Consider the following 18,889-nt stretch of genomic DNA (forward strand, 5'->3'; position numbering starts at 1 on the left):
TGCGAGCTCCGTGCCGCGGATGGCGCTGCGCTTCCGGCATTTGCGGCTGGCGCGCACGTGGACGTCCACCTGCCGGGTGGCTTGTGCCGGCAGTATTCGCTGACCAACGGGCCGGCGAGATCGGACCTCTACAGCCTGGGCATCGGACTGGCCCAGAACTCGCGCGGCGGCTCCAGGCACGTGCACGAACAACTTCGAGTGGGCGACCGCCTCCAGGTCAGCCCTCCGCGTTCCCTCTTCGGGCTGACTCCGCATGCGGCGGAACACGTCTTCATCGCGGGCGGCATCGGCATCACGCCGATCCTGAGCATGATCGAGGCCAGCGAGATCGCGGGCCAGAACTGGCGCCTGCTGTATTGCGTCCGCTCGCGCGCCAGAGCGGCCTACCTGTGGCGACTCGCGCCCCATCACGGCCGAGTGCACCTGCACGTCGATGAGGAACGGGACGCGCTGCCGGACATCCAGGGCTTCCTGAAATCCCTCGACCCGGGCGCGCACGTGTACTGCTGCGGGCCCACTCCGCTGATGGACGCGGTTGGGCGACATGCGGCAGCTGCTGGCCTGTCCCCGCTGGCGGTCCACTTCGAGCGTTTCTCGGCGGATGGCGCACCGGCAGATGCCGCAGCCGATGGCGCCTTCCGCGTGACGCTCCGCCGCCAGGGCCGCAGTTACATGGTGCCGGCGGGCCGCTCGATCCTCCAGACGCTGGAAGACAACGGCATCGCGCTGCCCTGCTCCTGCCGCGAGGGCCTGTGCCGCACGTGCGAAACGCCCTTGCTCGCGGGCAGGGCCGATCACCGCGACTTCGTGCTGAGCGACGAAGAACGTGCGGCAAACAGCTCGATCATCCCTTGTGTCTCGCGCGCGCTCGACGGGGAACTGGTCCTGGACCTCTGAGCGCGTACCACGCCCCGCTATCTTTTCTTGCCCACCCTCATGAACAAAGCTTTCGCGTCCCAAGCCGCCGGTACACGAGCCTTCATCGCCGACCTCTGGTCCTCCGTAAAGCACGGCGTCGATGCCGGCAAGGACCTGAACGCCATCTACGAGGAGGCCTACGGGCGGCTGCGCCCCAAGTACGGGCACTGGGTGATCTTCGACCACTGCATGCCCTTCGACGTGACCCGCTGCTACGACGAGGCGACGCGCTACCCCGACCCGCGCATCTGGACGGCCGAGCGCGATCGCGAGATGTGGGAAACGCTCGAAGGCTGAGGGCATTCAGGCACGGAGCACGATGAACACGCTCGATTTCCAGAAAACCGCGTTCGAGTACCGCCGCACGGCCGACCAGTCCGCGCCGCGCCCGCCCCGACATCCGGTCGTCGTGGTCGGCGCCGGGCCCGTGGGGCTTTCGCTTGCGACAGACCTCGCCCAGCAGGGCATACCGGTCGTGCTGCTCGACAACGACGATCGGCTGTCCAGCGGCTCCCGAGCGATCTGTTTCGCCAAGCGGACGCTCGAGATCTTCGATCGGCTCGGCTGCGGTCAGCGGATGGTGGACAAGGGCGTGTCCTGGAGCGTCGGCAAGGTCTTCCTGGGCGACGAAATGGTTTACCGCTTCGACTTGCTGCCCGAGCCGGGCCACGAGCGGCCGGCCTTCATCAATCTCCAGCAGTACTACGTCGAGGGTTTTCTCATCGAGCGCACCCGGGAGCTGCCGCTGATCGACTTGCGTTGGAAGAACGCAGTCACCGGCCTGGTGCAGCATCCCGATCACACCGAATTGACGGTCGAGACGCCTGATGGCGTCTACACCATCGAGGCGCAATACGTTGCCGCTTGCGACGGAGCGCGGTCCCTGCTGAGGCGCCTCTGCGGGCAGGAAAGCCACGGCCACACATTCCGCGACCGCTTCCTCATCGCGGACGTGAAGATGAAGGCGGATTTCCCTGCGGAGCGCTGGTTCTGGTTCGATCCGCCCTTCCATCCGAACCAGAGCGTGCTGCTGCACAAGCAGCCCGACGACGTCTGGCGCATCGACTTCCAGCTCGGCTGGGACGCGGACCCGGATGCGGAAAAGCAGCCGGCGAACATCCTGCCGCGGGTGCGCGCGCTGCTGGCACATACGGCGATGAAGGATGCCGAATTCGAGCTGGAGTGGGCCAGCGTGTACACCTTTTCGTGCCTGCGAATGGACAGCTTCTGCCATGGTCGCGTGTTCTTCGCCGGCGACTCTGCCCACGGCGTGTCACCCTTCGGCGCCCGCGGTGCCAACTCCGGCATCCAGGACGCGGAGAACCTCGCGTGGAAGCTGGCCTGTGTCCTTCGAGGCAAGGCCGGGCCGCGTTTGCTGACCAGCTACGACACCGAACGGATCCAGGCGGCGGACGAAAACATCCTGAACTCCACCCGCGCTACCGACTTCATCACCCCCAAGAGCGAGATCAGCCGCCTCTTCCGCGATGCGACGCTGCTGCTGGCCCGCGAACACGCATTCGCCCGCGGACTCGTCAACAGCGGCCGCCTGTCCGTTCCGTGCACGCTTGACGCGTCGGAGCTGAACACGCCGGATCTGGACTCGTTCGAGGGCAGCATGCGGCCCGGTGCCGCCGCTGCCGACGCACCCGTTGGGGTCGAAGGCCGACCGGGCTGGCTGCTGCGCCAGCTCGAGTCCGGCGCTTTCACGCTGCTCGTGTTCGACGCGCCTGATGCCGACTCACTGGTGCGCGCGGCGCGCTTCGCCTGCGAAGGCCTCGCCCGCTTGCAAGTGCTCCTGGTCGGTGAGCGGGAAGTGCCGGGCGCACGTATGTTGGGCGACACCCAGGGTCTTGCGGCGCTCCGCTTTGATGCTCGGCCCGGCACCGCCTATCTGCTGCGGCCCGACCAGCATGTGTGCGCCCGCTGGCGGTCCCCCACGCCCGATGCCATCGGCTCTGCCATGCGACGCGCGCTGGGACACCCCTGAGACAAAGGCAAACACGATGGTCGCTCGACTCGTTACGGATCCGCAGCTGGAATCGCCGGACGATTTCTACCAGGCCCTCATCGACGCACATCGCGGCCTGAGCACGGCGGAGAGCCACGCCCTCAACGCAAGGCTGGTGCTGCTGCTTGCCAACCAGGTCGGATCGCTGGCAGTGCTGCAGCAGGCGCTGGACGCCGCGCGCCGGTGCGGCGAGCATGGCGGCCACGAAGCCGCGCGGACCGACGACTGACGAACCACCGCAAGGATATGAATACTCTGCGACTCCTCTGGTTCGTTCCGGCCCCTGTGGCCGTCATCGCAGACGCGTTCGAGTTGACGCGAGGCATCACCGTGCGGGCCGAACGCAACCCCTCTTCAGACGCCCAATTCGACGCACTGGCGTCGGGCAAGGTGGATGCGGTCGTGACCGCCATGGACAACGTGATGGACTGGAACCTGCGACCAGGACCACGGGACCTGCGCCTGGTCGGACAACTGGAACGTACGACGCCTCTCACCCTGGTCGGGCAGAAAAACGCAGCGAACATCGCGCAGCTGCGCGGCGCGAGGATCCTCGTCGACTCGCCACGCAACGGCTTCATCGTGGCGCTGCGCGCGATGCTTGCCGAGGCTGGCCTCCAGCCGGCTGACTACGCGTTGGAGCCAGTTGGTGGCGTGAAGGAGCGCTTCAACGCGTTGCTGGCGGGGCTTGGCGATGCCACGCTGCTTGGGCCGCCGTTCGATGCCATGGCACTGCAGGCAGGCCTGAGCCGGATGGCGAGCGTGCAGGAGTGGTATCCGGCTTTTCCGGGACAAGGTCTCGTTGTCAGTGCCGCGGCCATCGAGCGGCTGCGCCCCGCTCTTTCCGCCTGGCTTCGCGGCCTGGAGGCTGCGCGGCAGCGCATGGCCGCCAATCCGGAAGCCGGACGGCAAGCTCTGGAGCTCGCCGGCTTCCCGGCTTCCGCGGTGGATGCGATGGTCCGCAGTGCCCCAGCCTCGCTGCGGCCGGACCGTGCGGGCGTGGAACTGCTCATCGAGCAGCGCCGCACGGCTGGCCTGCCCGGGGGCGACACGACCTATGAAGAGCTGGTCGATTCGTCGCTGCTGCCCGACGGCTGAGGCCGTTGGGCTCGAAGGCTCAGGCGGTCTTGCGCCGCTTGGACGGCGCCGCGACGCCTTCGTCGATGGGTGCCAGGACCTGCATCATCGCCTCGCAGTGCGCATCGGCGAATTTCCTGTCCAGCGGCAGGTGCCGCATGAACAGCCGGAAGTAGATCGGGGCGTACAGGATGTCCATCTGCAGTTCCGTGTCCATGTCGGTGCGGAACTCCCCTCGCCGCCTCGCATCCTCGACAACTTCCCGGACGACGGCGCGCCGCCCGTACCAGAACCGCTCGCGGAATTCGCGCAGCACGTCCGGGTCGCCCTGGCCCTCGGCCATGATCTGCGCAACGATCCTGCCCGACCAGCCGCTGTACTCCTCGACGAGCAGGTGGATGTGCCGGGTGAGTGCATCGCGCGGGCTGCCCCCTTTCGGCATGGGGGTGTGGCTCACGTGCGTATGCAGAAACGCCTCGATGACCACGGCAGCCTTCGAGTTCCACCACCTGTAGATGGTGGCCTTGCCCACGCCTGCCTCGCGCGCGATCGACTCGATCGAAATCTGCTGCAGCGGCGTGCTTTCCAGCAACTTCAACGTGGCGGCCAGGATGGCGACCCGCGATGCGTCGCTGCGCACTCGCCCCGGCGAACGCGGGCGCAGCGCGGCAGCGCCCGCTGCGGCCGCGGTGCTGGTTGAAGCCGACCGCGCGGGGGAGCGGCCACCAGCTTTGGCTGGCGCTTGTTGGGAGGGGTTTTTTTTGGTCGGCAAAGGGTTTTCGGACGGCTGTTTCGGCGACCCCATTATCCGAGACTTGGCGTTCCAGAATGGCCGTGTGCAGAGCAAGTGCGCCCGCCGGCGTTGCGTGGACGCTTCGCCATGAGCCGCCCCGGACGCCTCACAGCCTCGCCCCGGGCTCGACATCCAGCAGCACGAAGGCCATGCGGCAGGGCTTGCCGGAGCGATTCGACCAGCTGTGATTGGTTGCGCGCTGGATCAGGATGTCGCCGGCGCGCATGAGCGTCTCGCCCTCGTCCATGAGTGCGTGGATTTCCCCCTCGAGGACGATCGCGTAGTCGATGGACTGCGTCTTGTGGAACCAGAAATGTCGGGCACTGCCCTCGTCCCGCACGCCGTGGTCGTCGAGAAACCGCGCCAGTTGCTTCTGGTCGTAGCTGTCGTCGGGCGGGAAGTCCACCACTCGCAAAAGGGAGCCGCCCTTGGAGTGGAAGCCGAACTCTTTCCCGGCCGGAGCCGGGTCGGGCCCGGGCGCAGCCGCCTCGCCTGTCACCCAGATCACCTGGGCGGGCGGCGAGCCGGGGTCCGTCGTGTGGTTCGGCGCGGGCCCATCCAGCACGAAAATGGATCTGCCCTGCGCGTTCTCGCCCGTGACGATGCGCCGTACCGGCCGCGGGCCGGGCCCCGTCCTGGCTTTTTCTGCATGGATGCTTGCTTCAGAGTTCACGCCAGGATCCCTTTCCGATGGAGATGATTCGCGTCGATTCGCAATTGGTTGGCGAGCGTCACGCAGCGCTGCTGTCGGACCGCGGCGTCCTCACGCAGGCATTGCGCTGCCGGCCGAGTCCCTCGATCTCCGCTTCCATGACATCGCCGTCCCGCAGGAACCGGTTGTAGTGGGTTCCATTGCCCGCGGGAGAGCCGGTCGCAATGAGGTCGCCGGGCCAGAGCTGCACATGGGAGGTGATGTACTCGATCTGCCGCGCCACGTCGAACAGCATGTCGCCCGTGGACTCGTCCTGCATCGTCTGGCCGTTCAGCTTGAGGGTGATCCGCAGGCTTTGCGGGTCCCTTACGAAACACGCGGGAACGAGCGCGGGACCGAACGGCATGAAGCTCGGCGGGGACTTCGACCTCAGCCAGTCCGTGCCCAGCATCTTGTAGTCCGTGCGGGCGATCAGGTCGCGCGCCGAAACGTCGTTCACGATCGAGTAGCCGGCAACATAGTCGAGCGCCTCTTCACGGCGCACGTTGCGGGCGGGCCGACCGATGACGACCGCGAGCTCCAGTTCCCAATCCGGTTTTTCCGTCGTAGCGGGAAGCAGGACGGGATCAAAGGGGCCCGTGATGGAGGAAGGCAGCTTCGGGAACGCGTAAGGTTCCCCGTGAGCGGCCCGTTCGTCCATCATGTCCTCGGCCCACTTTCGCAGTGCCCCGCCTTGCAGGCCTTGCGGCCCGACGCCCATGTCCAGCGTGAGGTCGACCACGTGCTTGCGGTAGTTGGCCCCGGTGCACAGCACCTGGCGAGGCAGGTCCACAGGCGGATGCACCCGCAGCCGTGACATGTGTATCGCACCGGCCTGCTGCGCCGCGAGGGGCTCCGCCATCTCGCGAAGAACCGCCAGATTGCGATCCCAGTCCTGCAGCAGGTCCAGGACCGATGCCTCCTTCGACCAGCGTGCACCGGATCTGACAGCGTCCGCATGAACCGAGCGCAACGCAAACGCGTATTCGCCCACGCACAACGCGGCGAATCGGCCGCCGTCGTCCTGCGAGAAGGTGCCCAGCGAAAATTTCATTGCGATCTACATGAACGGCTTGCGGGCGGTCGGCCACCAGGTGCCCTGCTGCCGCTGGCCCATGCGGTTACGCAGAACCCCGACACCTGAGACCTCCAGCTCGACGACATCGCCCGGGTTGAGGCTGCGCCCAAGTTCCAGCGCCGAACCGTTGCCCATGGTCCCCGAACCGATCACGTCGCCGGGCTGCACGTGATCGCCCAGCGAGACGTAGGCGATCAGCTCGTCGATGCTCCAGAGCATCTCCGACGTGTCGCCTTCGCCCCAGGTCTCCCCGTTCACCCGCACCGCCATGCGGATGCGGTCCAGGCGGGAGAACTCGTCGATGGTCGTGATCCACGGCCCGATGCCGTAAGCGAAGTCCTTGCTCTTGGTCGGCCCCATGCCGATCGCGAACTCGTTGGCCTGCAGGTCCCGGGCCGAGAAGTCATTGAAGATCGTGACGCCGAACAGATGCGAGCGGGCGGTTTCGGGAGTGATGTCGTGGGCCGTGCGCCCGATGACCCAGCCGATCTCCAGTTCGTAATCCATCTTTTCGGCCCGGGCCGGCCACGGCACCTCGGCCTCATGCCCGATGACGGTCCAGGGCGAACCCTTGAAGTAGCCAGGGACCTGCAGGAGCGCAGGCGCCGGCGTGAGCTTCATCCGCTCGTGGAACTGACGGATGTGCTTCACGAAGGTGAGGCCGTCGCGCACGATGGACGGGTCGCAGGCGGCAGCCCATTGCAGTCCTTCGAAGGGGCACGAAGCATCGTCGCCGTAGCGAGTCGCCGCCTCGTTCGCAGTCTCGAGGAACTGCTCGCCAAGTGCGATGGCCGCCGACATGCTTTCGGGGAACACCGCCGAGGCGAACCGCAGGGCCGCTTCGCGGCTGGCGCCGCGCGCCTGCTGCCGAAGAACTTCGGCAGCCCGTAGATCAACCACGCGGGATTGCTCCGGGAGCACCATGCAGATGCGATGAACCGGGCCGTCGAGGCCCTGGACGAGAAATCTTCCGAGTTTCACAGCGACTCCGGGGGAAAGGATATTTCGATACTAGTCGTCTCGATTCTATCGAGCTTTTGGTGTTTTCCCTAGCCCCTCCCACTCCTGAGCATGCAGCTGAAAGGATTGACGTGAGGCCGCGGCGCCCCTATTATGCATCACGATACGTATCGTCTCGCAATCAGGACGGCGCTGCGCTGCTGCTTCAGCCGATCGCCTTCCACCACTCGCATCCAGACCATGAGCAAGCGCCCTCCCGTCATCATTTCCTGTGCCCTGACCGGCGCGGGCGACACCCGATCCAGGAATCCGGCGGTCCCGGCCTCGCCGCGCGAGATCGCCGACCAGGCTGTCGATGCCGCCCGCGCAGGGGCTTCGGTCGTCCACATCCATGTGCGTGATCCCGAAACGGGCAAGTCATCCACGAAGTTCGCCTATTACGAGGAGGTCGTGCAACGCATCCGCGCCTCCGACTGCAACGTGCTGATCAATCTCACCACCGGCCCCGGCACGATGATGACCGTGCCCACCGATGCTCCGTTCCGTGTGGCATCGATTCCGGACGCCGAACTCATGACGCCGCGCGAGCGGGTCGCCCACGTGGTCAGGTTGAAGCCCGATATCTGCAGTCTCGACGTCGCGACGATGAACTTTGGCGAAGCCGCTTTCGTGAATCCGGCCAATCATCTGCGCGAGATGGCGACGGACATCCGCGCGGCGGGCGTCACCATGGAGCTCGAGGTCTTCGACTTCGGCCATGCCCGACTGGCCAGCCACCTCATTGCAACCGGCGCCATCCCGACCACAGCGTACTTCCAGCTTTGCATGTCCGTGCCTTGGGGCGCGCCGGGAACGCCAACCGTGGTCGCCGAGATGCAGCGCCTGCTGCCGGCCGGCGCGCGCTGGAGCGCCTTCGGCATCGGCCCGGACCAGTTCCCGATGGTGGCCATCGCAGCCATCCTGGGGGGTCACGTGAGAGTCGGTCTGGAAGACAACCTGTATGTCGCGCCGGGAAAGCTCGCCCGTGACAACGCGGACCTCGTGGCCAAGGCTGCCAGGATCATTCAGGACCTCGGGTACGAAGTCGCGACGGCCGACCAGGCGCGCGCCACCCTGCTGGCTTGACGCGTGAGGGAACTGGAGATGTCGGAATCCTTGCTTGACGACAATCCCACGCGAGCGTACGTGGCCGAGGCGGTGTCTGCCGGCCGCCGGAACGTGCCGCTGGAAGTCAACCCGGCTCTGGCCAGCCTCTCGGCTCTCCTGGTGGAGGCGCGCGATGGCGAGCTCGTGATCCGGTTTACCGCACCCCAGAGCGCGACGCAGGGCAACGGCGTGGTCGGCGGCGGGACCTTGGCGAGCATGCTGGACCTCGCAATGGCGATGGCCGTGCTTTCACGCCTGAAGCCTGGCTACACGTGCGCGACGATCAGCCTGGCCGTGAACATGCAGAGTGCCGGGCAGCAAGGTCACTTCCTTGCCGTGGCAGGGGTCGACAGGGTTGGTCGGCAGATCGCGTTCGCACACGCCAAGCTTTACGACCCGGAGCGCTCCCGGACCATCGCGAACGCGACGTCGTCCCTCGCCGTCATTCCCGTTCGTGGATGACGTTGTCCGACCGCGCCGCCGCACCGGGGGATCGATGCGAATCCGGTGGAATACGAGTACGTGAAGCTGTAGGCCCTGTTGCTACAGTAGCGGTCGATGCATCGACTTTCGGCCGCCCTCCTGATCGCACTCGCGCTGGGAGGGCCTGCCCGGGCGCAAACGCAGGACCGGCCGCCGTTGCCGGAGCTGCTGCAGCGGGCGGGCGCCGCCAACAGCCGCGGCACCCCCGACCTGACGGGGCTCGACGCCTCCCCGACACGCGACCAGCAGCTGCCGCTCTTTCGGGCGGTGATGGCCGCGCCGCTGGATGCGCCGTACCGTGCCGGCGTGCTGGGAGATTCCTTCCGAAGCGCGGCCGGATCACCGCATGAACTGATCGGCCTGGCAGGGGCGCTCTCGGGCGCGCGGCTGCGCCGTCCGGTCGATTCCGGAATGGCCGCCATCGAAGCGCGGCTGCGCGCGGCGCCCGACCCGCTCGCGGCCGGCCTTGCGTGGATGGCTTCGACGAAAGTCGGCGCCGGCTGGGTGCCGGTGCTGCCCGATCACGCGCAACTGCCCAACCCCTTGCGCTACGAACTCGCGCGAGTTCTCGCCGCCCTGTCGCAGTCGCACCAATTCCTGCAACGCGCGTTCGAGCGCTTTCCTCCCGGTGTGACGCCGCAGTTGCTGCGCCGGCAGGCGCTGGAGGGCCGGCTCTCCCTGTTCGAGACACCGGACTATCGGCAGCTGCTCCCGCTTGTGGAGCGCGAAGCCGTCCTCGCGGGCATGCTCGATCTGGTTGGCGCCGTCGAACGCCTGCAAGCTTTCGTGAAGAACGAAGCGGCGCTGCCTTCGGTTGCGTGGTCGCTGCAGACGCCTTTCGGCTGGATCGTCGTCGACACCACCGGCCGCCACAACCGCCACCAGCTGAAGGATGCATTGCTGGTGCTGGATGTCGGCGGCGACGACGACTACGAGTTCCTGGCGCAGGGCGACACGCACACGATCAGCGTGCTCCTGGACCATCGCGGCAACGACAGGTATAGGGCGGCGGCACCGGGCGCAGACCCGTCGAGCGCGACGCTCGGCTACGGCCTCCTCTGGGATACCGAAGGCGACGACCGCTACCAGGGAACCCAGCAAGCGCAGGCTTCCGCGCTCTTCGGCGCGGCGTTGCTGGTCGATGGCGGCGGCAGCAACCGCTTCGTGGCGAGCAGCCATTCGCAGGCCCACGGGATCGGCGGCCTTGCGGTGCTGGTCAGCGCCGGCGGCAACGACGAGTTCAGCGCGCAAACCTACTCGCAGGCGACCGGCGGCCCGCGGGGCGTCGCGGTGCTGGTCGACACCGGCGGCAACGATCGCTACACGCTGGGCAACGTGCCGCTGGTGCGGCCTTCTCCGCAGCTGCCGGACCGCAACACGTCGATGGGGCAAGGCGCCGGCTACGGGATGCGCGGGGATTTCTTCGACGGCCGCTCCACCGCCGGAGGGATCGGCATGCTGCTGGATCTGGCCGGGAACGATCGCTATGACGCGCAGGTCTTCGCGCAGGGCGTCGGCTACCACGAGGGCCTGGGCATGCTGCTGGACGACGGCGGCAACGACCGCTTCGAATCGGCCTGGTACGCGATGGGCGCAGGGGTCCACTACGCCGCGGGGATCTTCCTCGAGCGCGGCGCCGGGAGAGACGTCTACCGCTCGACCCACGAGATCGCGCTGGGCTCCGCGAACGACCTGTCGGTCGGCGTGTTCGTGGACGAGGGCGGGGACGACGAGTACACCGTCGGCCAGCTGAGCCTGGGGGTTGCGCACGCCAACAGCACCGGCCTCTTTGTCGACGGCGCGGGGAATGATCGCTACACCATCATGTCGGCAACATGCCGCGCGCTTGGAGCCGCGTACCTGCACGAGTGGGGCAACCCGCGCGAGTCCTTGCCGAACCTCGGGCTCTTCCTCGATCTCGGCGGTGTCGACAGCTACCCGACGCATTGCGTGCGCGCGGCGAACAACCAACTCTGGGCTGGCCCGCGCGCGTGGCCGCTGCTCGATCTGCGCAGCGAGGCAGCGGCGGGAGTCGACGGTGAATGGCCGCTTCCGTTCGCGCTGCGCCTGCTGACGCGGCCGGCGGCTCCTGCAGCCCCCCAATGAGCACAGCTTCGGAGAGCGAGGCGGTAGGAAGCAACCCACAAGCGCTGTGGACAACCATGTGGGAAAGCAGATCCTGCCGCGAGAGAAAGGCCCGTGCATGGCGGCCCTCCGATGGATTGCTTATTTCGCAGGCACCACTCGGGTTTGCCTGTTTTAGCGTTGATGCACGCCCATAGGCTCGGGCAGCCGTGGGACCGACGCACGGGACCAGGCTAGGTCCGCGGCGCTGTCTTCCCCCGCAGCACTTGGACGAGTTCGTCCGTTGGCAGTACGTCCGCGTACTTGCTCGCCATGTCGAACAGGTTGACGGCATGCGAGGTCTGCGAGCGGTCGTAGACGGCATCCTGCGGCACCACCACCTTGAAGTTCAGCGCACAGGCGTCGACGACGGTCGCTCGCACGCAGCCACTGGTCGTGCATCCCGTGACGACCACGGTGTCGACGCCGAGCCCCACCAGATAACTCGTGAGCGCGGTGCCATGGAAGGCGCTGGCCTGGAACTTCGGGATGGTGATCTCCTCGGGCCGCGGGCTCACCTCCGCGACGAAGTCGTAGCCGCGGCGTGGTACGTCCATCACCCCGGGAACCTTGGTTTCGAACTGCCCCCGGTTGTACGCGGACTTGGGCGCGACATGGGGATAGAGCACCGGAGCGCCCAGATCACGGAAAACCTCGAGAAGGCGCGCGATATGCGGTACGGCGCGCCAGCCGTACTCACCGCAGCTCGTGGGCATCTTGTCAATGGCCTCCCGGATAGGCAGCGGCTTCTCCCCCATGGAGCGGTACTGCACGTCGATGACGAGCAGCGCGGGCCAGCGGCCGATTCCACTGGGGGTGCCCCAGCCTGCCAGGCGGTAGATCTCGAGTTCTTCCTCGGGGATGATGCCGTCCCATGGCCGGGCGCGGCGTTCGGCGGCGGAGGTCATCGGATTTCCACCGTGGTTGCATCGTAGGCGAGGAGCCAGTCATAGCGAGCGCGCACCGCCTCCTCGGACCATTGACTTTGGATATACGGCCAGGCCGTCTCGCTGCGCGCGAGCTCCGGGTTGTGGAAGATCGGAAGCATCTCGAGGGACTTGGCCTTGGTGCGGTTGGCGCGCTCGATGCGCGCCGCGTCGTAGCGCTTCAGCGCGCCCTCCACGTCGCCAGGCGTGCTCTCCAGGGAGCGCGCGAGCACGTAGGCGTCTTCGAACGTCAGGTTCACGCCCATTCCGAGGTAAGGCGTCATCGAGTGGCAGGCATCGCCCACGAGCGTGACGCGGCCCTTGGACCAGCGGTCGAGCGGGTCCCGCACGAAGATGCCCCAGCGGAAAAGGTTCTCGGAGTGGATGAAGAGGTCCAGGATGTCCTGGTGCCAACCTTCGAAGTCCTTCAGCGCGTCGGCGAGCTCGCCGCGCTCGGACCACGATTCGGTTTGCCAGGTCTCGCTGTCCACCTGGCCCGAGAAGCTGACGAACTCTTCGCCGTTGCGCTGGACGGGATAGGTCGTCACATGCGCGGTCGGGCCCACCCAGGTCGACGCGAGCGGCCGGCGGTGCTGGGGCTTGAGCTTTTCCATGGGCGCGAGACCGCGCCAGGCGTTCGCGCCGGTGTAGCGTGCGGGCGCGGGCCCGAAGATCGACTGGCGGATGCGGGAGTGCGCGCCATCGCATCCCACCACGACATCACCTTCGACCGCTGTTCCGTCCTCGAGCAGGAGACGGGCGCGACCGCTCACGTTCTCCACGCCGACGGACCGGACGCCAAAATGCACGGCGCCCGGCTTGAGCTTCACGACGGCGTCATGGAGGACGCGCTGCAGTTCCGCCCGGAGCACCTGGATCAGCGTATGGTCCGCCTTCGAGTCCGAATTGCGCGTGTAGACGGAATGTTCCTCGCCGGTCTTCCAGAACCGCACCACGCGGTCCTGCGGCGGGAGGTTGATCGCCTCGATGACCCTCTTCAGCCCCAATGCGTCGAGCACGCGCGCGCCGTTGGCCGAGATCCACAGGCCCGCGCCCACCTCGCGCAGTTCGGGTGCCTGCTCATACACGTCGACATCGAATCCTTTTTGCAGCAAGGCCGCCGCGAGCGTCAGGCCGCCCATGCCGGCGCCGGCGATGAGAACGTGCGGCCTGCCTTTCCCTTGCGAATTACTCATTGGGTCTCCGTTTGGTATCTGGATGGGTTTTGCACAAGATCGAGGATGGCCTCGAGGATCTTGACGTAGCCGGTGCAGCGGCAGATGTTGCCGCGCAGGTAGTGGCGGATGGTCTCTTCCGACGGATGCGGGTCCAGCTCGAGCAACGACTTGACCGCGAGGATCATCCCCGGGGTACAGAAGCCGCACTGAAGCGCACCGTGGGCGATGAAGGCGCGCTGGACAGGGTCGAGCTTTCCTGCCTTCGCGACACCTTCGATGGTGGTGATGCTGCGCTCGTGGACGTCGGCGCAGAGCGTGCTGCAGCTCGACGCCGGAAGGCCATCGACGAGCACGGTGCAGGCTCCGCACACCTGGACGTCGCAGGAGCGCTTGGTCCCCTTCAGGCGCAGCCGGTCGCGCAGCACGTCGATCAGGAGCTCGCTGGGCTCGATCTCGACCGACGCCTCGCTGCCGTTGAGGGTCATGTCCACTCGCATGAGAGGGAACTCGCGAATGTCTTGAGTCATGGCAGGCACGCTTCGAGCGCGCGTTGCGCGAGGACGGAGACGAGGTGGCGCTTGTAGTCGGCGCCGCCGTGGAGATCGTCGTGGGCGTCGATCCGCGCCGCGTCGGCGGCGACAGGGTCCCGCAGGTTCTGCCAGACCGAATCGCCTGGCAGGTCGGGCGCAAGCCGGTCCGCAGCCTCCTCGGCCTGCGCCAGTCGCAGCGGCGCGGCGGCGATCGCGCCGGCCCAGAGGCTCAGGCGTTGCGGGTTGTCGGTCGACCACACCGCGGCCACCCCGACCGCGGGGCGCTCCGCATGGCCGAAGCACCGGTACGCCGATCGCGTGCCGGACGACTGCGGCGCCACCTCGATCGACACGAGGATCTCGTCGTCCTCGCGCGCCGTCGAGAACTCGCCCAAGTGGAAGTCGCGAAGAGGCACTTCCCGCTCACCGCTGGGTCCTACGAGCACCACCCATGCATCGAGCGCACAGAGCATCGTGGGCGCATCGGCGTGCGGCTCGCCAAAGCACAGCACGCCGCCGATCGTGCCGGCGACGCGCACGCGGATGTTGGCCACCTGCTCGCTCAGTTCCGCATAGCCGGGCAGCAACTCGCGCACGACCGGATCGTTGGCGATCCGGTGGTGCGTGCACAGGGCGCCGATCGACAGCGTGCCGTCGGAACGCACGCGGATGTGGCGCAGCTCGGGCAGTTGCTTGATGTCGATCACGTGCTCGTATCGAAGGACACGCGCCTTCAAGGCGACGAGCAGCTCGGTGCCACCGGCGTGGAAAGTTGCGGCGGGTCCATGGCGAGCTTTGAGCTCCAGTGCCTCTTGCAGGCTGGTCGGCCGGTGCAGGATGAATCGCGCCGGGCGCATCAGTCCTGTCTCCGGTCCAGGCCAGCGGCCACGCCGAGCATCGGGGCCACGAGCCACCACCAGGGGGACTGGCCGAACGCTACGGCACCATGCGCGACCGCGATGGCGACTGCGCAACTGATGCCGACGCGCGGCCACACGAACACGAGTTCGGTGCGGCGCCGGCTGGTTGACGCTTGCGGTTGCACAGGCTGCGCCGCGTACGGCTGCGCTTGTTGAGCCTCCACCCGCGACGTGACCGCGGCTGCGGGCGCGCTCACGGCTGCAGCCAGCGGCACCACGCTCGGCGAGGCCTGCGCCGGCGCCGCGTTGGAGCCGGGAGCCGCAGTCTTCGCAACGCCCACCCCGGCAAGCTCCGCCCGCAGCCGCCGCTCGAATTCCGCGAACAGCTCCTCCGACCGCTTCTTGACGATCGGATAGCCGAGCGAAGCGAGCCGCCCCGCCACCTGCATGCTGGCATCCACGCCAAGCTTGCACTCCGTGTTCGTCGTGCTGCGCTGCTCTTCCAGCTCGACGTCCATGCGGACGTCGATGGTGGTGCCCGTGAACTTGTCGCTGCCCGCTGCCCTGAGCACGACCTGCCGCTCTACGGTGTGCGACTCGATCACGATTCGCGAGGGAACCTCGAGCTTGAACGGCCCGATCTTCTGCCTCATCACGGCCGAGTATTCCCTGAGCGGTTCGACCTCCACGACGTTCTCGCAGCCCGGGATGAGCGCGGCAACCCGCTGCACGTCGAAGAAGATCTTCCAAAGCTCCGAAGCCGTGGCCGGCAGGGTCGCGTCGATTCTGAAATCCATGGGCTAGTTCTTGTCGGTTGTTCTTTCGCGCCCGGCCCTGGCGGCCTCGAGGGCGCGCCACACGCGCTCGGGCGTGAGCGGCAGTTCCTTGATGCGGATGCCCCAGCCCTGGAACAGCGCGTTCGCGACCGCGGGGGCCACGGGCAGGATCGCGCCCTCGCCCCCGCCGCGCGCACCGAACGGACCCGGTCCGTCGCCGCTTTCGATCAGCGTAGTTCCGACGTGCAGGGGCACGTCTTCCATGTTGGGAACCTTGTAGTCGAACAGCGTGCCGTTCACGACCTGGCCGTCCTCGTAGATGTACTCCTCCGAAAGCGTGTGGCCGAGGCCCATCACCATGGCGCCCTCGTCCTGCCCTTCGGCGGCCTTGCGGTTCATGACGTATCCGAGGTCCGCGGCGCCGCCGACACGCAGCACGCGGATCGCCCCCGTCCCCTCGTCCAGTGCGATCTCGCAGGCATTCGCGCCCGTTTCCCAGAAGAGCGGTGCGAGCTTGAACGCGCCGTCCTTCGTGTTCGCGTTCACCCGCCCGACCCCCAGGAACTCCCCGGCCGCCATGCCGTTGAAGCGGCGCAGCAGTTCCATGAACGAGATCGAGCCGTCCGGTCCCTCGATCCGGCCTTCCTCGATGCGGTAGTCCTCGGGGGCGCCACCGAGCACCTCGGCGGCGGTGTCGGCGACCTGCCGGATCACGTCTTCGCAGGCCATCTGGACGGCGAGCCCGATGATCACCGTGGACCGGCTCGCGCCCGTGCCCCAGTCGTAGGGGGCCTGCAGGGTGTCGGGCTCCGCCACGGCGATCATCCGCAGGGGCTGGCGCAGCACCTTCTCCGCAATGATGCGCAGCACGCCGCGGCTCCCCTGCCCGATTTCGACCGTGTTCGCCGAGACGTTCACCGACCCGTCCGCGCGCAGCCGCACGATCGCGCCACCGATCGGCATGATCCCCGGGTCGCTCGCGCCGACTGCGACGCCGCGACCGCGGCGGCCTGCGTGCTTCGCCTCGGGCAGGCTATCGAGGGAGCGCATCGCCTCGCGCAGCGAGCGGCGCATGTCCACATCCATCGGGCGCAGGTCCGGTTTGACGGTCTGCCCCTTGTCGGCCATGTTCAGCAACCGGAACTCCACCGGATCGCGCCCGAGCGCCGCCGCGATGATGTCCATCTGCGATTCCGTGGCCCACACCGCCTGCGGCCCGCCGATCGAGCGGAAGGCGGCGCCGGGGACCGTGTTGGTGTAGACGCCGACGGCTTCCAGCTTCAGGTTGGGAATGTGGTACGGGCCGATCGCGCGGATTGCAGCCTTGACGGCGATCGACGGACCGGTGTCCGCGTAGGCGCCGCCGTTGAGCACGGCGCGCACCGACTTCGCGACGATGCGCCCCTGCGCGTTCACTGCCGTCTTGAGCGTGAGTTCAGCGTCGAGGCGCCGGCAGGTGAGCATCGATTCGGGGATCGAAAGGCAGACGCGCACGGGCGCGCGCGCCTTCCACGACAGCGACGCCACCAGCGGGTCGATCTTGACCGAGGCTTTGCCGCCGAAGCCGCCGCCCACGTAGGGCGAGTGCACTCGCACGCAGGCGAGCGGGACACCCAGGATCTCGGAACACACGCGCTGGATCGCGGTCGGCGTCTGGCCGCCGCTCCAGATCTCCAGCGAGTTCGGCTTCCAATGCGCGACGCAGACGTGCGGCTCCATCGCGTAATGGAAGACCATGGGGAACGTGAAGGTGTCCTCGAACACGCGCACGTCGCCCGCGAACACTTCCTCGACGGTTCCGCTTTCGTAGTTCCACTGCTGGAACTGATTGGTTCCCGGAACGGGTGCGCATTCGCCGCGGAAGTAGTAGTCCTTGAGCTTGTCCATGTCTTGATGAACAAGCGGAGCGCCCTCGGCCAGCGCCTCCCTGGCGGTCGTGACGTAAGGCAGGGTCTCGTAATCGACGACGATCGCTTCGAGCGCCTCCTCGGCGGTGCGTTCATCCATCGCAGCCACGGCCGCGACCGGGTCACCGACGTATCGCACCTTCTCGAGCGCAATCACCGGACGGTCCCGCAGAGACAGGCCCCAGCGGGTCGTGGAGCCGGGCAGGTGCTTCAGGTCCTCACCTGTCAGCACGGCGACGACGCCCGGCATCGCGAGCGCCGCGCTCGCGTCGATCCTGCGGATGCGCGCGTGCGGGACCGTGCTGCGCAGGATCTTCCCGTGCAGCATGCCGGGAACCTCGATGTCGCTCGCGAAGGTGGCGGTGCCCGTCACCTTCTGGACGTAGTCGGCCCTCGGCTCCTTGTGGAGCGGCAGATGCGTCGGCGAATGCATGCGCGGAACCGGACGACCTTCAGTCTTCGAGCGAGATCTTCGAGCGCGCGATCACGTCCTTCCACATGGCCGTCTCGGCCGCCTGGCGCTTCGCGACCTCGTCCGGCGTGCTGGCGGTCGGCTCCACGCCGACAGCGTGCAGGCGCTCCTTGACCTCCGTGGAGGCCATCGTCTTGGCGATCTGCGGGACCAGCTTGTCGAGCGCCGCCTTGGGGGTACCCGCCGGCGCGTAGACGGCGAACCAGGTGACCGCCTCGAAGCCGGGCAGCACGGTCTCGGCGAGCGTCGGCACGGCGGGCAGGGCCTGCGAGCGCTTCGCGGTGGTGACAGCGAGTGCCTTCAGCTTTCCGGACTTGATGTGCGTGAGCACGGCAGGGCCCTGCTCGATGGCCATGACAGTGCGGCCGGCGATCAGGTCGATCACCATCGGACCGCTGCCCTTGTACTGGACCGGGAACACGTCGACGCCCGCGCGCTGCTTGAACAGTTCCATGAAGACGTGCTGCGAGGTGCCCTTGCCGGCCGAGGCATAGCCGAACTTGCCCGGGTTGGCCTTGAGGTAGGCGACCAGTTCCTGGACCGTGTTGACCGGCAGGTCCGCGGGAACGACGACGTACGAGGGATTGAAGCCGAGCAGCGAGACCGGCTGGATGTTCTGGTACACGTTCTTCATGCGGTCGCTCAGCAGCGGCAGCACGGAAAACATGGACGAAGCGCCGATCAGCAGCGTGTGGCCGTCAGCGGGCTGGCGGGACGCGTGTTCCGCACCGATCATGCCGGAGGCACCTGCCCGGTTTTCCACCACCGTCGCCTGGCCGAGCTCGGCCAGGCCGTTCGCCAGGGAGCGCGCATAGAGGTCCGTCGCTCCGCCCGGGGGGTACGGAGCGACGATCGAAATCTGCTTGCTCGGGAAACCCTGTGCCTGCACCGCGGCAGCCAGGCAGAGGGCGGAGAGGGCGGACAACAAGTTCTTCCAGATACGCATGCATCTAACTCCT

At 67.4% G+C, this 18,889-nt stretch carries 18 protein-coding genes and 1 pseudogene; 8 read left to right on the forward strand and 11 right to left on the reverse strand.

The genetic code is table 11. The features are described from left to right. Positions 1–57: 57 nt before the first annotated feature. The 5 genes and pseudogenes from EZ313_RS16185 to EZ313_RS16205 all read left to right on the forward strand — a co-directional run bounded on the left by EZ313_RS16185 (position 58) and on the right by EZ313_RS16205 (position 4,027). Positions 58–897, forward strand: coding sequence for a PDR/VanB family oxidoreductase (locus EZ313_RS16185; protein ID WP_338106320.1), 840 nt, complete (start codon positions 58–60; stop codon positions 895–897). A gap of 54 nt (positions 898–951) precedes the next feature. After that, a pseudogene (locus EZ313_RS16190) lies at positions 952–1,215 on the forward strand (MBL fold metallo-hydrolase); the annotation flags it as partial. Between the two features lie 22 nt (positions 1,216–1,237). Further along, the gene (locus EZ313_RS16195; RefSeq protein WP_135264309.1) at positions 1,238–2,908 is read left to right on the forward strand and encodes an FAD-dependent oxidoreductase; all 1,671 of its coding nucleotides are present in this window, start codon (positions 1,238–1,240) and stop codon (positions 2,906–2,908) included. Positions 2,909–2,924: 16 nt separating this feature from the next. Then, positions 2,925–3,158, forward strand: a complete 234-nt coding sequence (locus tag EZ313_RS16200) for a DUF2783 domain-containing protein (RefSeq protein WP_135264310.1) — start codon at positions 2,925–2,927, stop codon at positions 3,156–3,158. A gap of 17 nt (positions 3,159–3,175) precedes the next feature. Then, on the forward strand, positions 3,176–4,027 hold the full coding sequence (locus tag EZ313_RS16205; RefSeq protein WP_135264311.1) for an ABC transporter substrate-binding protein: 852 nt from the start codon (positions 3,176–3,178) through the stop codon (positions 4,025–4,027). Between the two features lie 19 nt (positions 4,028–4,046). Here EZ313_RS16205 and EZ313_RS16210 read toward each other — a convergent pair whose 3' ends face one another. The 4 genes from EZ313_RS16210 to EZ313_RS16225 all read right to left on the reverse strand — a co-directional run bounded on the left by EZ313_RS16210 (position 4,047) and on the right by EZ313_RS16225 (position 7,468). Next, positions 4,047–4,811 (reverse strand): TetR/AcrR family transcriptional regulator, encoded by a 765-nt coding sequence (locus EZ313_RS16210; RefSeq protein ID WP_135264312.1) that lies wholly within the window; start codon positions 4,809–4,811, stop codon positions 4,047–4,049. A gap of 94 nt (positions 4,812–4,905) precedes the next feature. Next, positions 4,906–5,472: a cupin domain-containing protein gene (locus EZ313_RS16215; protein ID WP_240788670.1), complete on the reverse strand. Its 567-nt coding sequence runs from the start codon at positions 5,470–5,472 to the stop codon at positions 4,906–4,908. 58 nt (positions 5,473–5,530) lie between these two features. Continuing rightward, complete coding sequence (locus EZ313_RS16220) at positions 5,531–6,544, reverse strand: fumarylacetoacetate hydrolase family protein (protein WP_135264313.1); 1,014 nt, start codon at positions 6,542–6,544, stop codon at positions 5,531–5,533. Between the two features lie 6 nt (positions 6,545–6,550). Then, entirely contained in the window at positions 6,551–7,468 is a 918-nt protein-coding gene (locus EZ313_RS16225; RefSeq protein WP_240788671.1) for a fumarylacetoacetate hydrolase family protein, read from the reverse strand. Between the two features lie 300 nt (positions 7,469–7,768). On the opposite strand from EZ313_RS16225, the gene EZ313_RS16230 reads away from it, so the two are divergent. From EZ313_RS16230 to EZ313_RS16240, 3 genes are all read left to right on the forward strand, one after another. After that, positions 7,769–8,653 (forward strand): beta-keto acid cleavage family enzyme, encoded by an 885-nt coding sequence (locus tag EZ313_RS16230; protein ID WP_135264314.1) that lies wholly within the window; start codon positions 7,769–7,771, stop codon positions 8,651–8,653. Between the two features lie 3 nt (positions 8,654–8,656). Beyond that, the gene (locus EZ313_RS16235) at positions 8,657–9,136 is read left to right on the forward strand and encodes a PaaI family thioesterase (protein ID WP_135264315.1); all 480 of its coding nucleotides are present in this window, start codon (positions 8,657–8,659) and stop codon (positions 9,134–9,136) included. A 96-nt stretch (positions 9,137–9,232) separates the two neighbouring features. Beyond that, positions 9,233–11,263 carry a hypothetical protein gene (locus EZ313_RS16240; protein ID WP_135264316.1) on the forward strand — a complete coding sequence of 677 codons (2,031 nt, stop codon included), beginning with the start codon at positions 9,233–9,235 and terminating at the stop codon, positions 11,261–11,263. Positions 11,264–11,475: 212 nt separating this feature from the next. Here the strand turns inward: EZ313_RS16240 and EZ313_RS16245 are convergent, their stop codons facing one another. The 7 genes from EZ313_RS16245 to EZ313_RS16275 are packed head-to-tail and all read right to left on the reverse strand — an operon-like array spanning position 11,476 to position 18,876. Continuing rightward, positions 11,476–12,189 (reverse strand): isochorismatase family protein, encoded by a 714-nt coding sequence (locus EZ313_RS16245; protein ID WP_135264317.1) that lies wholly within the window; start codon positions 12,187–12,189, stop codon positions 11,476–11,478. Further along, a complete protein-coding gene (locus EZ313_RS16250) occupies positions 12,186–13,403 on the reverse strand; it encodes an FAD-dependent oxidoreductase (protein WP_135264318.1) in 1,218 nt (405 codons plus the stop codon). The genes EZ313_RS16245 and EZ313_RS16250 overlap by 4 nt, the downstream gene beginning before the upstream one ends. Further along, positions 13,400–13,870 (reverse strand): (2Fe-2S)-binding protein, encoded by a 471-nt coding sequence (locus tag EZ313_RS16255; RefSeq protein WP_240788672.1) that lies wholly within the window; start codon positions 13,868–13,870, stop codon positions 13,400–13,402. Before EZ313_RS16255 ends, EZ313_RS16250 begins: the two co-directional genes overlap by 4 nt. Before the next feature lie 38 nt (positions 13,871–13,908). Further along, positions 13,909–14,772 (reverse strand): FAD binding domain-containing protein, encoded by an 864-nt coding sequence (locus EZ313_RS16260; RefSeq protein WP_135264320.1) that lies wholly within the window; start codon positions 14,770–14,772, stop codon positions 13,909–13,911. Beyond that, positions 14,772–15,572, reverse strand: coding sequence for an SRPBCC family protein (locus EZ313_RS16265; RefSeq protein WP_135264321.1), 801 nt, complete (start codon positions 15,570–15,572; stop codon positions 14,772–14,774). Before EZ313_RS16265 ends, EZ313_RS16260 begins: the two co-directional genes overlap by 1 nt. A 3-nt stretch (positions 15,573–15,575) precedes the next feature. Further along, positions 15,576–17,891, reverse strand: a complete 2,316-nt coding sequence (locus EZ313_RS16270) for a xanthine dehydrogenase family protein molybdopterin-binding subunit (protein WP_135264322.1) — start codon at positions 17,889–17,891, stop codon at positions 15,576–15,578. A gap of 19 nt (positions 17,892–17,910) precedes the next feature. Then, positions 17,911–18,876 carry a Bug family tripartite tricarboxylate transporter substrate binding protein gene (locus EZ313_RS16275; protein ID WP_135264323.1) on the reverse strand — a complete coding sequence of 322 codons (966 nt, stop codon included), beginning with the start codon at positions 18,874–18,876 and terminating at the stop codon, positions 17,911–17,913. Positions 18,877–18,889: the final 13 nt, after the last annotated feature.

The organism is Ramlibacter henchirensis, from assembly GCF_004682015.1.
Classification (GTDB): Bacteria; Pseudomonadota; Gammaproteobacteria; order Burkholderiales; family Burkholderiaceae_C; genus Ramlibacter; species Ramlibacter henchirensis.

What these genes read in the sequence shown, in the direction of transcription:
- EZ313_RS16220 (WP_135264313.1), bottom strand. Translation starts at nt 6,544, where the DNA reads ATGAAATTTTCGCTGGGCACCTTCTCGCAGGACGACGGCGGCCGATTC.
- EZ313_RS16250 (WP_135264318.1), bottom strand. Translation starts at nt 13,403, where the DNA reads ATGAGTAATTCGCAAGGGAAAGGCAGGCCGCACGTTCTCATCGCCGGC.
- EZ313_RS16275 (WP_135264323.1), bottom strand. Translation starts at nt 18,876, where the DNA reads ATGCGTATCTGGAAGAACTTGTTGTCCGCCCTCTCCGCCCTCTGCCTG.
- EZ313_RS16260 (WP_135264320.1), bottom strand. Translation starts at nt 14,772, where the DNA reads ATGCGCCCGGCGCGATTCATCCTGCACCGGCCGACCAGCCTGCAAGAG.
- EZ313_RS16200 (WP_135264310.1), top strand. Translation starts at nt 2,925, where the DNA reads ATGGTCGCTCGACTCGTTACGGATCCGCAGCTGGAATCGCCGGACGAT.
- EZ313_RS16270 (WP_135264322.1), bottom strand. Translation starts at nt 17,891, where the DNA reads ATGCATTCGCCGACGCATCTGCCGCTCCACAAGGAGCCGAGGGCCGAC.
- EZ313_RS16265 (WP_135264321.1), bottom strand. Translation starts at nt 15,572, where the DNA reads ATGGATTTCAGAATCGACGCGACCCTGCCGGCCACGGCTTCGGAGCTT.
- EZ313_RS16255 (WP_240788672.1), bottom strand. Translation starts at nt 13,870, where the DNA reads ATGACCCTCAACGGCAGCGAGGCGTCGGTCGAGATCGAGCCCAGCGAG.
- EZ313_RS16205 (WP_135264311.1), top strand. Translation starts at nt 3,176, where the DNA reads ATGAATACTCTGCGACTCCTCTGGTTCGTTCCGGCCCCTGTGGCCGTC.
- EZ313_RS16230 (WP_135264314.1), top strand. Translation starts at nt 7,769, where the DNA reads ATGAGCAAGCGCCCTCCCGTCATCATTTCCTGTGCCCTGACCGGCGCG.
- EZ313_RS16195 (WP_135264309.1), top strand. Translation starts at nt 1,238, where the DNA reads ATGAACACGCTCGATTTCCAGAAAACCGCGTTCGAGTACCGCCGCACG.
- EZ313_RS16245 (WP_135264317.1), bottom strand. Translation starts at nt 12,189, where the DNA reads ATGACCTCCGCCGCCGAACGCCGCGCCCGGCCATGGGACGGCATCATC.
- EZ313_RS16240 (WP_135264316.1), top strand. Translation starts at nt 9,233, where the DNA reads ATGCATCGACTTTCGGCCGCCCTCCTGATCGCACTCGCGCTGGGAGGG.
- EZ313_RS16210 (WP_135264312.1), bottom strand. Translation starts at nt 4,811, where the DNA reads ATGGGGTCGCCGAAACAGCCGTCCGAAAACCCTTTGCCGACCAAAAAA.